This window comes from Flavobacterium sp. ZB4P23 (genome assembly GCF_003970375.1).
GTDB lineage: Bacteria > Bacteroidota > Bacteroidia > Flavobacteriales > Flavobacteriaceae > Flavobacterium.
In genome coordinates this window covers 684445-699024 of record NZ_RYDK01000001.1, presented here as the reverse complement: position 1 = coordinate 699024, position 14580 = coordinate 684445, and the positions used below count along the sequence as shown (strand labels likewise).

Here is a 14580-nt window from a genome sequence, read left to right as displayed (position 1 = left end):
TAACTATAACGTTGTAATTATCTAATTTGGCTCAACTAACTTTAACAAATTATTAATATATGAGAAATATTATTTTTAGCTTTTTAGCACTTATTTTACTACCGGCATACATGTCTGGACAAGTAATTAAGGGAAAAGTAGCAGATAAAAATGGCATCGGAATTCCAGGTGGTATTATAGTTGCAGTTGATTCTAAAACGAATGCAATTACTGATTTTGATGGGAATTTTGAAATTAGAGCTGTAATAGGTGAAATTTTACAAATTTCTATGTTAGGTTTTGAACCAACTTCTACTGTAGCTACATCAAACCTGATGCGTATTGTACTTCAAGAAGATCAGGATACACAATTAGATGAAGTCGTTGTTATAGGGTACGGAACTCGAAAAATTATTGATAATACTTCCTCAATAATTTCGCTGAAAGCAGAAGAAATTTCTAAAACTAAAGTACTCAATGCTTCACAAGCAATTCAAGGTAAAGCAGCGGGTGTTCAGGTAATTTCTTCTGATTTACCGGGAAGCACTCCTTCCGTAATTATTAGGGGTTTGGGTACTGCATTAGGCGGACGTACTCCTTTATATCTTGTAGATGGTATGCCTACGGAGAATATCAATAACATTAATACGAATGACATTACCTCATACGAAATTTTAAAAGATGCTTCTGCATTAGCAATTTATGGAACTAGAGCTGCAAACGGTGTAATCATTATTACAACCAAAAAAGGCAAAGGAGACAAAGTTACAGTAGAATTTGAAAGCTTCACAGGTTTTAGAGAGCCTTTGAAAAAAGTAAAAATGGCAGGAAGTAATAAGTACTCTCATTTTTCGAATTCTGCTTTGCAAACCACTACTTTTTCACAAGATCAACCCATTAACACCGATTGGTTTGATGCGATTACCAGAACAGGTTCATATACTCAAAATAACGTTTCGGTTTCTGGTGCAACGGAGAATATTAAATACTTCTTCAGTTTAGGAAATTATCAGGAAAAAGCAATTCTTAACGGATTGGATTACAGTCGGACCACTTTTAGAAACAATAACGAATTTAAAATTTCTAAAAAAGTAACTTTAAATCAAAATTTCAGCTTTGGTTCAGCAAATTCTACTCCAAAACCATTAAGCGCTTTTACTAACGCTTATAAACAATCACCAATCGTTCCAGTTCGTTTTTCAAATGGTCAATATGGAGTTTCTTATGTTGGTACTAACGGCTTTGCTGGTACTGCCGGTTCTTCTTTTAATAACGTTGGAAATCCTGTAGCACAATTAGACTATTTTGATGAAGAGCAAAGAAGCATAACCTTACAAGGGGGTTTGAAATTAGATTATGATATTTTGAAATCATTAAAATTTACTTCTCAATTTAACGGGGAATATTATTCTTGGAAAAATTACAATTTCGAAGACACTAAAACAATTTGGCAATCCAATAATAATCCGGGTCAATTAAGCAGTATTATTTATCCAGCGGATAAAAATGTTAATTTATTGACTAAAGGTAGAAATCAATATTTCAACTGGAATCTATCTAACTACCTGACTTACAATAAAATTTTTGCAGAAATTCATGATATTGAATTAACAGCTGGTATCGAGACCTCGGTTAGGGGTGCTAGAGAGCAATTGACTGTTGCCAGAAAAAATGTAAATGCAAATTCAAATTACTGGTCACTAGCGGGTGTTGATTATGTAGGAACAGTTGTTAATTACAGAGATGAGGTTTTTAATGAAAATAAAATAGCTTCTTATTTTGGCCGTTTTCAATACAAATTAATGGACAGATACCTATTTTCAGGTACAATCAGACGGGATGGTTCATCAAATTTTGGTAAAGATTACCGTTGGGGAACCTTTCCAGCGTTTGGTTTAGGATGGGTTATTACTAAAGAAGAATTTATGGACAATGCAACAGGAATAGACTTATTGAAATTAAGAGGTGGTTGGGGTAAATTAGGAAACCAAAATGTTCCTCTTAACAACCAAGCATATAGTTCTGGTCTTACTTATTATTTAGGAGGTTCCTTATTGAATGAAGGAACTACTATCAATTCTCAAGTAGATCCAAGTTTATCATGGGAAATCACCGAAGAAACTTCTGCAGGATTAGATTTTGAATTATTGACTAACAGATTGAAAGGATCATTTGATGTGTACGATAAAACTACTACAAATGTAATTTTAAACACAAGACCTTACATGACCTCAGGAATCAGCAATTCTTCACCGGCACATGTTGGAGAAGTTTCTAATAAAGGATATGAGATTGCTTTGCGTTGGGACGATAAATTAACGGATAATTTGAGTTACTGGGTTGGAGGAAATTTTTCTAACAACAAAAATGAATTGACAGGTTTAAAAGATGCTACACTTGCACCAATTACAGGTGGAGATTTAGGAAATGGACAATGGACAAAACTATTAGACAATACTTCTGTAGGAAAACCATTAGGTAGTTTCTATATTTATGAATATGCGGGTTTTGATGCTACAAATGGTAAAATGTTATATTATACTGCAGCAGGAGCCAAAGTGACTCAAGATGCTTTAAATGCTAATGCAGATAAAAAGTACGTTGGTTCTATTTTACCTAATTCAACATACGGAGTTACTTTAGGGATGAACTATAAAAACTTTGATTTCTCAGTGGACGGATACGGTACCTCTGGAGCAAAAGTGTATAACGGTAAAAAAGCACAACGTTTTACAGGAGAAAATATCGAAGATTCACTGGCAACAGATTTTTGGACAGTAAACAATACTACTGCCTCAAATCCTGGACCGTTTAATCAAGTTCCGGTAGCGTCAACTTATTATTTAGAATCGGGGGATTTCTTTAGAATCAATAATATTACTCTAGGATACAAAATTCCTTTGAAAGGAGAATTTTTAACTTCTTGTAGAGTATATGTAAACGCAATAAATCCACTTATTACTCAAAAATTCTCAGGTTTCTCCCCTGAATTAAATGGTAATGGAGATCCTTATGGAACGCAAGGTATTGAGTTGGATGCATATCCAACATTAAGATCAGTAGTTATTGGTGCTAATTTAAAATTTTAATACAATGAAAAAGATATATATATCAATTTTTGCGCTATCCGCATACTTTTTCTCGGGATGTTCAAACGACTATTTAGAGGTAGATCAAACAGAATCTATTTCTACAAAAGACATAGAATTATTCAATAATGATGCAGGAGCTGCCACTTTTGTAACTGCCATCTACAGTAAGTTTTTAGATTGGAACATGACTTCCTTTTCTTGGATTGGGTTGTCAAGTATTGCCTCTGATGATGCTGACAAAGGATCGTCTCCAGGAGATACGGGTTCCGATAAAGATTTAATGGATGCCTTAACCTATAATGCCTCAACGCCATCAACAAGTGAGGTTTTTGCAGCTAATTATGAAGGAATTAACAGATGCAATCAAGCATTAAGTATTATTCCTCAATTAGACAAAGCTAATCCTGCTTTACGTACCAGATTAATGGGAGAAGCAAAGTTTTTGAGAGCCTTTATGTATTTCACTTTAGTGAAAACCTATGGAGGTGTTCCAATTATTGATCATTTGCCAAACCCTTCTTCTGATGAAGATAGAATTATGCAATTAACACGAAAATCTAGAGCAGAAGTGTATGCTTATATTGAAAGTGATTTGAATGATGCTATTGTGGCATTGCCAAACAAATCCGAATATGCGGCTGCTGAAAAAGGAAGAGCTTCAAAAGGAGCTGCTTACGCTTTATTGGCAAAAATAAATTTGTACCAAAAAAACTGGCAGAAAGTAGTGGACAACTGTAATTTGATTACAGGATATGCTATTGTTCCAAATTATGCTTCTATGTTTAGATTAGCTGGAGAAAATGATGCTGAATCTATTTTTGAAATTCAAGGCACAGGTTCAGTTCCTGCCAAAGGAATCTCAGGATATTCCAATACGCAAGGAGCTCGTGGTAATGGTGGATGGGGTTGGGGCTTCAATACACCATCCCAAAGTTTAGTAAATGCTTATGAAACAGGCGATAGTAGAAAAAATGCAACAATCATTTTTAGAGGTACCACTTTATATGATGGTAGAGTTGTACCAGTTACTGTTGAAAATGAAAGATACAACTACAAAGCGTATTCATCTGCTTTCACAGATGGTTGGGAAACCGATGTGAATATTAAATATTTGAGATATGCCGAAGTTATATTAATGAAAGCCGAAGCGCTAAATGAATTGAATCAAACTCTTGCAGCGATTTCTTTGTTGAACCAAATTAGAGCAAGAGCTGGATTAAGCAACACAATTGCTCTATCTCAAAGTGATGTGAGAACTGCAATTTGGAAAGAAAGAAGAGTTGAGATGGCATTTGAACACGATAGATTTTTTGATTTAGTTCGTACGGGACAAGCAGTAACCGCATTTGCTATTCATGGAAAAACATTCGTTGCAGGTAAACATGAATTGTTTCCATTGCCACAAGCTTTTATTATACAATCAGGCGGATTGTCAACACAAAACCCAGGGTATTAATTTTAAAGAACTGTAAAATGAAAAAAAATAAATATATTTTCTTATTTGCTTCTGTTTTGGCTTCACAATTTTTTGTGAGCTGTAACGAGGATAGTATAGATAAAGTCAATACACCAATTGCTTACGAGGCAATTGGTGGATATGAAAATTCAGATAACGTTGCTGCCGCTAATTTAGTTACCAAATTTAGTTTTGAGAACAGTATTACAGATTCAAAAAATGGAATAACAGGCGGGGTAGGGAAAAATGTGACCTATGGAAACGGAATCAAAGGAAAGGCATATCAAGGATCTTCAAATTCTTTTATTGCTTACAGCGCAGTGGCAAGTTCTTTGGTGGATTTAAAAAGTATTACTGTTTCTATGTGGATCAATACAAATCCACACTCCGGAGGAGCACAATCATTATTTATGTTGCCAAAAACAACAGATTTTTGGGGGAACATTTTCTCATTAATAGAAGGTACTGGTCCGGCAACTACTATGTTAATGAAAAATCATCTTCAAAAAGATGTGACACCCAGTATTGCATGGTCTGGGCAGTTTATAGAGCATGGTGGTGCTAATGTTCTAACAAATATGTTTGGAACATGGAAACATGTTGTATGGGCTTACAGTGGAGTTAGTTCTACTTACAGTATGTACATTGATGGACAAAAACTGAATTTACCTGCTTCAATTGCCAAGCGATATGCAAGTGATCCTCTTAGCGGGGGTGTTGGCTATGGTGATCTTGCCAGTTCGAATGTTTCAAAGTTCATTATTGGTGGATTCCAGCAACATTTAGGTGCTCCATGGAACGCTCCAGATGGTTGGATGTTGAATTACACCGGTTTAATGGATGAGTTTAGAATTTATAACGCAGCTCTTTCTGACAATGAAGTTGTCGCTTTATATAAATTAGAAAAAGACAACAGATAAAAGACTATTAACCCCTAGATTTCTAAAACTAGGGGTTTATTTTAAAACTATTAATCCTATTATTTTTATTAAAATGAAGATTTCCCTGAGTTTACTATTTTGTATTAGTTTTTTTATTTCCTGCTCTTCCTCAACTCCGGAGAGTAACGGAGGTACTGGAACTCCATTGCCAACAACTCCTGTTACTCCAACAGTTCCTTTGACGGATATTGAGGTTATGGATCAGGTTCAAAAAGATGCCATCAAGTATTTTTGGGAGTATGCAGAGCCTAATTCTAAACTGGCAAGAGAACGGTATTATACCAATGATCCTGGTTTTGAAGCTAATATTGTCACCACGGGAGGTTCCGGTTTTGGGTTAATGTCAATAATAGTAGGTATTGAACGCGGTTTTGTAAATCGGTCAGAAGCAGTTTCACGTCTTACAACTGCTATGAATTTTCTCGAAAAAGCAGAACGTTTTCACGGTGCTTGGCCCCATTGGATGGATGGTTCAACCGGAAAAGTAATTCCATTTGGAACAAAAGATAATGGAGGTGATTTAGTAGAGACATCTTTCCTTTGTCAAGGATTATTAAGCATCAGAGAATATTTTAAAAATGGTTCTGCCTCAGAAAAAGAATTAGCTGCAAAAGCCGATGCACTTTGGAAAGGAGTAGAATGGGATTGGTATACCAAAGGAGAAAACGCCCTTTACTGGCATTGGTCTCCGCAATACGGTTGGGAAATGAATTTTAAATTAGAAGGATACAACGAATGTTTGATTACCTATGTTTTGGGTGCTGCTTCTCCTACGCATCCTATTTCGGAACAGGCCTATCATCAGGCTTGGGCCAGAAATGGAGGCATTACAAATGGAGGATCACAATATGGAATTCCTGTGATTTTCAATTATAACGGAGCTTCAGGAAATGTAGGTCCTTTGTTCTGGGCGCAATATTCTTATTTAGGATTAGATCCCACTACATTGAAGGATCAATATGCCGATTATTGGGCATTGACCCAAAATCATTCTAAAATCATCAATCAATATTGCATTGCTAATCCACGTCAATGGAAAGGTTATTCAGATAAATGTTGGGGATTAACGGCTAGTTATTCCCGTAACAGTGATGGTTCTACAGGATATTCAGCACACCAGCCTAACAATGATTTAGGGGTAATTACGCCTACGGCTGCCCTGTCTTCGTTTCCTTTTACACCAGTAGAGTCCATGAAGTTTCTTCATTATTTATACGATGAAAAAAGAACAGAATATGTTGGAATAGCAGGGCCTTATGATGCTTTTTCCCCGCATTATAACTGGGTAACGCCAAGATATTTAGCCATTGATCAAGGTACAATTGCACCTATGATTGAAAATCACCGTTCCGGTTTATTATGGAAATTATTTATGAACGCTCCGGAAATTAAACCAGGTTTGACAAAATTGGGCTTTAATTCTACAAAATATAATTTTTAAAGAATGATGAAATGTCTAATTTTAATACTCGCCTTTTTAATGTCATGGAATTCTTTTTCTCAAACTGAGAGGAGGGGGAAAATTAAAACGGAAGTCGTTAAAAATTACGAACTAAATTACGTTTTGCACATTCCAAAGAACTCCAATGTGGAATTAACCATTTTTGATAATGCAAACCACGACAGTTGGTCGCGCGCGTATGACAACCAAGAAATTTATGATTGGATGTTCCAACAAACAAAAAACAGACAAAATGAAAATTAAACTTATTATATTACTTTTTGGAATTTCTCTTTTTGGCTACAGCCAAAAAAAGACAACTAAAAAGAACGTTAAAATTAAACCTAAAACCGAATTCGTTTCAGAGTTACTTTCTAAAATGACTTTGGAAGAAAAAATAGGGCAATTAAATTTACCTACTTCGGGAGATATTACCACGGGTCAGGCCAACAGTTCCAATGTCGCGAAGAATATCGAAGAAGGTAAAGTGGGTGGTTTATTCAACATCAAATCAGTTCAAAAAATATATGAAGTTCAAAAGATCGCTGTCGAAAAAAGCCGATTGAAAATTCCGTTGCTTTTTGGAATGGACGTAATTCACGGGTATGAAACGACCTTTCCTATTCCGCTTGGATTGTCTTGTACATGGGATATGAAACTGATAGAAAGAAGTGCTCAAATTGCGGCACAAGAAGCCAGTGCTGATGGAATCAACTGGACTTTCTCCCCAATGGTTGATATTTCCCGTGATCCACGTTGGGGTAGGGTTTCGGAAGGTTCTGGTGAAGATCCTTTTTTGGGAAGCCTAGTTGCAAAAGCGATGGTCAATGGGTACCAACAAAATGATTTATCAAAGAATAATACCATTTTAGCCTGTGTGAAACATTTTGCTCTGTATGGAGCACCAGACGCTGGACGGGATTACAATACGGTTGACATGAGCCGAATAAAAATGTACAATGATTATTTTCCTCCCTACAAAGCGGCTATTGACGCCGGCGTTGGATCAGTTATGGCGTCTTTTAATGAAATTGATGGAATTCCTGCAACCGGAAACAAATGGTTAATGACTGATGTGTTGCGTAAGCAATGGGGTTTCAAAGGATTTGTAGTAACTGATTTTACAGGAATTCCGGAAATGATAGATCATGGAATGGGGGATTTGCAAACGGTTTCAGCCTTGGCATTAAATGCTGGGATTGAAATGGATATGGTGGGCGAAGGCTTCCTTACGACTCTAAAGAAATCAGTGGAGGAAGGAAAAGTTAGCGTCGAACAAATCGATAACGCCGTGCGTCTTATTTTGAATGCCAAATATGATCTGGGATTGTTTGATGATCCGTATCGTTACACAGATGCTAAAAGAGCAAAAAAGGAAATTTTTACAGCAAGCAACAGAGCCGAAGCCAGAAAAACAGCTGCTCAATCTTTAGTTTTATTAAAAAATCAAAATCAGTTGCTTCCTTTGAAAAAGTCTGGGACGATTGCCTTAATCGGACCCTTGGCTGATGCCAAAGAAAATATGGCAGGAACCTGGAGTGTAGCCACAAATCAGGATAAATCCATTTCACTTTTGGCAGGAATCAAAGAAGTGGTTGGGAATTCGACCAAAGTGCTTTACGCCAAAGGAAGCAATCTGGATTATGATGCCGCTTTCGAGGAAAAAGCAACTATGTTTGGCAAAACCTTACATCGCGATGACAGAACTACCGAAGAATTATTGGAGGAAGCCTTGAAAATTGCGAATCAATCGGATGTAATTGTTGCCGCACTTGGAGAATCAGCAGAAATGTCCGGAGAAAGCAGTAGCAGAACGAACTTAGAAATTCCACAAGCGCAAAAAGACTTATTACAAGCCTTATTGAAAACGGGAAAACCGGTGGTTTTGGTTTTATTTACTGGCCGTCCATTGGTTTTGGTTCAGGAAAACGAAACCGTTCCTGCTATTTTGAATACTTGGTTTGCCGGTAGTGAAGCAGGCAGTGCAATTGCTGATGTTTTGTTTGGCGATGAAAATCCTTCGGGAAAATTGACTGCTACTTTCCCTAGAAGTGTAGGGCAGGTACCTATTTATTACAACCAAAAAAATACAGGAAGACCTTTAGGGAACAAAGAAGGGAAGTTCGAAAAATTCAGATCGAATTATATCGACGAAAGAAATGAACCTTTATATCCTTTTGGATTTGGATTGAGTTACACCACTTTTGAGTATTCGAATTTGAGGATATCAGCAGATAAAATGAGTTTCATCGAGAAATTAAATGTGACTGTTGATGTCACCAATACCGGAAATTTTGATGGTAAGGAAGTCGTTCAATTATATATAAGAGATTTAGTAGGTTCAGTTACAAGACCGCTAAAAGAATTGAAAGGATTCCAAAAAATAGCAATTAAAAAAGGAGAAAAGCAAACAGTTACTTTCGAAATTTCCCTAGAAGAATTGAAATTTTATAATTCGGATTTGAAGTTTATTGCAGAACCGGGAACTTTTCAAGTTTTTGTAGGAACAGATTCGAACACGGACCGGAAAGTTAGTTTTGAGTTGATTAAATAGATTTGGTTTATTTATTTATGATCGGCCCTTCAGTATTTGTACTGAAGGGTTTTTTTAAACAAAATAATGGTATTTGGTACATGTGAGGCTGTGATACACGACTATTTTATTTACTTTTATCAATTCAAAAAAATCATTAAAAATGAAATGTTTACTTTCTCTTTTTCTACTCTTTATGTTCAGTTTTGGACATGCTCAAACCGTTCAGTCTCCATCTGGCACTATAGCCCTAAATTTTAAATTAGCAGGAAATGGTCAACCGGCATATTCTGTAAATTACAAAAATAAAGCAGTTGTTTTAGAAAGTCTTTTAGGCATAAAATTAAAGGAAAAACCGGATCTCGACACTAATTTTGAAATTCTGACTTCAAAAACTTCAAGTTTCAGCGAATCTTGGAAACCCGTTTTAGGGGAACAAACTAGTATTCAAAATCAGTATAATGAGCTTAATGTTTCGCTGATTAACAAGGAAACTAAGGTGAAAATTAACATTATTTTTAGAGTTTTTGATGAAGGTGTAGCTTTCAGATACGATTTTCCAAGACAAGCGGAGTTGAATTATTTTATCATTTCGGATGAGGTTACGCAATTCAATTTGACCGAAAATAATAAAGTATTCTGGATTCCAGGAGATTTTGACAGTAATGAATACGAATACAATGAAACTAAGTTTTCTGAAATTGATAACAGCAAAATCAATATGAATAATGGAATTGGAGTAAAATCTATTCCGGGAAAATATATGGTTCAAACACCTTTGATGATGAAAGCACCATCAGGTTTGTATCTCAATATTTTTGAAGCTGCGGTTGTCAATTATCCGGTCATGCACCTGAATGCTGATGTGACAAATTACAAATTAAAAGCCGAATTAGTTCCTAACGCTATTGGTGACAAAGCGTATTTGCAAACACCCTGTGTGTCACCTTGGAGAACAATCATGATTAGTGATGATGCCAGAGATATTGTGGCTTCTAAAATGATTTTGAACCTCAATGAACCGTCAAAATTAGACGATACGTCTTGGATCAAACCCATGAAATATGTTGGAATTTGGTGGGAAATGCATGTTGGGAAATCAACTTGGGATTATGCCGGTTCTCAAAATGCCACTAATTTTGCAGATGCCCCAAAAGCTTCAGGAAAACATGGCGCTACCACGGAAAACACGAAAAGATACATTGATTTTGCCGCAAAAAATGGTTTCGGTGGGGTACTTGTTGAAGGTTGGAATGTAGGTTGGGAAGATTGGAACGGAAACTGGAAAGAGGAAGTTTTTGATTTTACCACTCCGTATCCGGATTTTGATATTGCTGCAATTTCGGCTTATGCCAAAGCAAAAAATGTACAGATGATCATGCATCATGAAACATCGGGTTCTGTCAGTAATTATGAAAGACACTTGGATCGTGCTTTTGATTTGATGAAAAAACACGAATATCCGGCGGTAAAAACCGGTTATGTGGGTAAAATTATTCCGCGTGGCGAATTTCATGACGGGCAATCTATGGTGAATCATTTCAATTTTGTTGTTAGACGTGCCGCGGATTACAAGATTATGATTAATTCCCACGAATCATCAAGACCTACCGGTTACGGAAGAACATATCCTAATTATATCGCTGCCGAAGCGGCTCGCGGGAATGAATTCAATGCTTGGAGCGTAGGAAATCCACCTATGCATGAAACTATTTTGCCGTTTACCAGACAACTGGGCGGACCTATGGATTATACACCGGGCATATTTGAAATTAAAATGAGTTATTATGATAAAAATAAAACGGAGCAGGTACACACGACTTTAGCCAAGCAACTGGCTTTGTATGTAACGATGTATTCTCCGTTGCAAATGGCGGCCGATTTATTAGAAAATTATGAGAAATACCCGGATGCTTTTCAGTTTATCAAAGATGTAGAAACAGATTGGGATGAAAGTAAGTATTTAGAAGCTGAACCAGGCGATTACGTTATGGTTGCTCGAAAAACAAAAGGAAAGGAAACCTGGTTTTTGGGTGCAATAACAGATGAGAATGCCAGAAAATCAGAAATTAAATTAGATTTCCTGACCAAAGGAATGAAATACAAAGCCATCATTTATGAAGATGCTAAAGATGCCGATTGGAAAAAGAATCCTATCGCTTATAAAATAAGAACGATAACAGTAACCAGCAAATCAAAAATCAAATTGAATTTAGCTCCCGGAGGTGGAACGGCAATCAGTTTTGAACCAATAAAATAAATAGGATATCCTGCAAGAAAATATAACTTGCAGGATTTTTTTTGAATCTAGCATAAAATATTCAGTAAGAATTACGAAATTGCGACGGCAACCATAACCAAAATTATAAAGAAGAATACCCAAAAAAGCCCAAATTTATTATGAAAAAATCAATTGTTTTAGCCGCACTTTTCTTTGGTGGAATTACTGCTTTTGCGCAAGCTAAGGAGGAACAAATGTTAAAAGAAATTTACAAATTATCCTTAACCAATGCCAAATGTTATCCTTGGCTGGACCATTTATCCAATACCATTGGATCCCGATTATCAGGTTCTATAGGAGCTGAAAAAGCAGTTTTGTATACCAAAGCACAATTAGAAACCCTGGGTTTAGATAAAGTCTATCTCCAGGAAGTAATGGTGCCAAAATGGGTTCGTGGCGAAAAAGAAATCGCATATTTACAAGTAGGAAAACAAAAAATTAATTTCCCCATTTGCGCGCTGGGAGGTTCAGTGGCCACTCCAAAAAAAGGAGTACAAGCAACTATAATTGAAGTAAACAGCCTGGAAGAATTAACCGCATTAGGGGAAGCAAAAGTAAAAGGGAAAATCATTTTCTTCAACAGAGCGATGAATCCTGAATTTATCGAAACTTTCAAAGCCTATGGGAGTTGTGTTGACCAAAGATCATCAGGAGCCAGAGAAGCTGGAAAACTCGGTGCTTTAGCTGTAATTGTAAGATCCATGAATTTGCGATTGGATGATTTACCGCATACCGGTGCAACTAATTATGGAGAAATTTCCAAAGAACAACGAATTCCAGCTGCTGCCATTAGTACAAATGGAGCCGAACTGTTGAGCAAAAGTTTAAAACAAAATCCAAATTCGCTATTCTATTTCAAACAATCTTGTGAAATATTTGATGATGTTTTATCCTACAATGTGGTTGGTGAAATAACGGGTTCTGAACATCCTGAAAGGATAATGGTCGTTGGCGGCCACCTTGATTCCTGGGATTTAGGAGACGGATCTCATGATGATGGTGCTGGATGTGTTCAAAGTATGGAGGTATTAAATATCTTCAAAAACATTGGGTATAAACCTAAAAATACGTTGCGTGTGGTATTGTTTATGAACGAAGAAAACGGAGTTCGAGGCGGCAAAGAATATGAAGTACAGTCCAATAAAAATAATGAAAACCATATTTTTGCTTTAGAAAGCGATTCGGGAGGATTTTCCCCAAGAGGATTTTCAATTGATGCTGATGAAGCAAATTTTAACAAAATCAGTAATTGGGCAACGTTATTTGAACCATACCTAATCCACAAATTTGTAAAAGGACATTCCGGTGTTGATATTGGTCCACTGCAATCCAATCATATCGTAAAGGTGGGATTGCAACCGGATTCGCAACGTTATTTTGATTACCATCATGCCGCTAATGACACATTTGATGCTGTCAATAAAAGAGAGTTGGAACTAGGAGCAGCGGCTATGGCTTCCTTACTTTATCTGGTGGATCAGCAAGGGATTGTCAATTAAAAAACCAAAATCTTAGAAGGTGCTACATTCAATATTTGAAAGAAATAGTGAATGTAGCACCCTCATTTATTTTACTCTCAACCGCAATTCGCCCGCCTAAGCTTGTGATGTAGTTGTACACTAAATACAGCCCTATACCGTTGCTGTCGTTGTTGCTGTGAAATTTTTCATACAATCCAAAAATCCTGTTTTTTACTTTGTCTAAATCAAAACCCAGCCCATTATCAGAAAAAATTAATTGATTGATTCCATTTACCTTTTTAGATTGTATAGTAATAATTGGAGGGGCATCCGGTTTTGCATATTTAATCGAATTAGTCAATAAATTTAAAAAAATACTTTTGATGTACGCTTTGTTAAAAGTTACATTTTCAAAAGCTGAAAAGTCGATATTAATTTCTGCTTTTGAATCTTGGACTAAAGAATTTATCGAGATCAAGACTTCGTTGAGTGCTTCATTTAGGTTTATTTTTTCTATTTGAGTGTTGATGTTTTCATTATCAATTAATTCATCAATCGAATCGTTTAAAGTTTGTTTTAAATTTTCACTGGTCAATTTAAGAGTGCTGATCAATTCCAGTGTTTCCGGATCATGAATTTTAGTGCTGTCTATCAAACTGAAGACCGAAAGCATATTGTTAATGGGAGACTTTAAATCATGGGATGTTTTATGTGACAAAACCGTGAGCTCCTTATTAATTTGGGTAAGATTGGCAAGAAGTAAATTGCGTTCTTCTTCGATTCTTTTTTTATGGGTAATGTTTTTGGCAATCGCATACACTAATCTTTCGGACTCGACAGGCATCGATGTCCAGGACAGCCATATAATTTCCCCGGTTTTTGTTAAATACCGATTTTCAAAATTCAAAAGAGGCTTGTTTTTATATACTTTTTCTCTGGTTTCAATAGTAATTTTAAGGTCAGATGCATACACAAAACTACTGATGGGTCTAGCATACAATTCCTCTTCTGAAAATCCTAATAATTTTGAAACAGCCGGATTTATTCTTCTAAAATAGCCGTCAAATCCCGCAATACATATAAAATCAGCAGATATATTAAAAAAATTATCAAAGTTATATGCCCCATGTGAATCAGTATTCATCTTTGTTACATTCATTATATTTATTAATCTAAAAAGTTTTTTTTAAAGCATCAGTGTCCAGACTCTTTTTGATTTTTGTTGTCTGATATAAAAAATTATATTATAAGAAAAGTCATATATTGCCTAATTTTGCAGTTGATAGAATTTCTTCTGATAAAGCAGCATAATAATTTTTTGAAACAATTGGTTGTGGTGTCTCCTGGTCTCGACTTAGCATCATAAGAGAAAATAATTAAAACTTAAAGTGTAAAAA

9 protein-coding genes are annotated in these 14580 nt (G+C 35.9%); 8 read left to right on the top strand and 1 reads right to left on the bottom strand.

Features of this window, described 5'->3' with window-relative positions; translation table 11 throughout:
- Positions 1 to 59 precede the first annotated feature (59 nt).
- From EKL99_RS02950 to EKL99_RS02915, 8 genes are all read left to right on the top strand, one after another.
- A complete protein-coding gene (locus EKL99_RS02950) occupies positions 60 to 3068 on the top strand; it encodes a SusC/RagA family TonB-linked outer membrane protein (RefSeq protein WP_126576368.1) in 3009 nt (1002 codons plus the stop codon).
- Positions 3069 to 3072: 4 nt separating this feature from the next.
- A complete protein-coding gene (locus EKL99_RS02945; RefSeq protein ID WP_126462995.1) occupies positions 3073 to 4527 on the top strand; it encodes a RagB/SusD family nutrient uptake outer membrane protein in 1455 nt (484 codons plus the stop codon).
- Between the two features lie 17 nt (positions 4528 to 4544).
- The gene (locus EKL99_RS02940) at positions 4545 to 5447 is read left to right on the top strand and encodes a LamG-like jellyroll fold domain-containing protein (RefSeq protein WP_126462993.1); all 903 of its coding nucleotides are present in this window, start codon (positions 4545 to 4547) and stop codon (positions 5445 to 5447) included.
- Positions 5448 to 5520: 73 nt separating this feature from the next.
- Positions 5521 to 6909 carry a glucoamylase family protein gene (locus EKL99_RS02935; protein WP_126462991.1) on the top strand — a complete coding sequence of 463 codons (1389 nt, stop codon included), beginning with the start codon at positions 5521 to 5523 and terminating at the stop codon, positions 6907 to 6909.
- A gap of 3 nt (positions 6910 to 6912) precedes the next feature.
- Positions 6913 to 7173, top strand: a complete 261-nt coding sequence (locus EKL99_RS14600; RefSeq protein WP_231507361.1) for a hypothetical protein — start codon at positions 6913 to 6915, stop codon at positions 7171 to 7173.
- Complete coding sequence (bglX, locus tag EKL99_RS02925) at positions 7163 to 9463, top strand: beta-glucosidase BglX (RefSeq protein ID WP_126576367.1); 2301 nt, start codon at positions 7163 to 7165, stop codon at positions 9461 to 9463. Before EKL99_RS14600 ends, bglX begins: the two co-directional genes overlap by 11 nt.
- 142 nt (positions 9464 to 9605) lie before the next feature.
- A complete protein-coding gene (locus EKL99_RS02920) occupies positions 9606 to 11702 on the top strand; it encodes a glycoside hydrolase family 97 protein (RefSeq protein WP_126576366.1) in 2097 nt (698 codons plus the stop codon).
- Positions 11703 to 11842: 140 nt separating this feature from the next.
- A complete protein-coding gene (locus EKL99_RS02915; RefSeq protein WP_126576365.1) occupies positions 11843 to 13222 on the top strand; it encodes a M28 family peptidase in 1380 nt (459 codons plus the stop codon).
- Between the two features lie 28 nt (positions 13223 to 13250).
- Here the strand turns inward: EKL99_RS02915 and EKL99_RS02910 are convergent, their stop codons facing one another.
- Complete coding sequence (locus tag EKL99_RS02910; RefSeq protein WP_126462983.1) at positions 13251 to 14342, bottom strand: PAS domain-containing sensor histidine kinase; 1092 nt, start codon at positions 14340 to 14342, stop codon at positions 13251 to 13253.
- Positions 14343 to 14580: the final 238 nt, after the last annotated feature.

Excerpts from the sequence above, each read along its gene's own strand:
- EKL99_RS02950 (WP_126576368.1), top strand. The coding sequence starts at position 60 with ATGAGAAATATTATTTTTAGCTTTTTAGCACTTATTTTACTACCGGCA.
- EKL99_RS02945 (WP_126462995.1), top strand. The coding sequence starts at position 3,073 with ATGAAAAAGATATATATATCAATTTTTGCGCTATCCGCATACTTTTTC.
- EKL99_RS02940 (WP_126462993.1), top strand. The coding sequence starts at position 4,545 with ATGAAAAAAAATAAATATATTTTCTTATTTGCTTCTGTTTTGGCTTCA.
- EKL99_RS02935 (WP_126462991.1), top strand. The coding sequence starts at position 5,521 with ATGAAGATTTCCCTGAGTTTACTATTTTGTATTAGTTTTTTTATTTCC.
- EKL99_RS14600 (WP_231507361.1), top strand. The coding sequence starts at position 6,913 with ATGATGAAATGTCTAATTTTAATACTCGCCTTTTTAATGTCATGGAAT.
- bglX (WP_126576367.1), top strand. The coding sequence starts at position 7,163 with ATGAAAATTAAACTTATTATATTACTTTTTGGAATTTCTCTTTTTGGC.
- EKL99_RS02920 (WP_126576366.1), top strand. The coding sequence starts at position 9,606 with ATGAAATGTTTACTTTCTCTTTTTCTACTCTTTATGTTCAGTTTTGGA.
- EKL99_RS02915 (WP_126576365.1), top strand. The coding sequence starts at position 11,843 with ATGAAAAAATCAATTGTTTTAGCCGCACTTTTCTTTGGTGGAATTACT.
- EKL99_RS02910 (WP_126462983.1), bottom strand. The coding sequence starts at position 14,342 with ATGAATGTAACAAAGATGAATACTGATTCACATGGGGCATATAACTTT.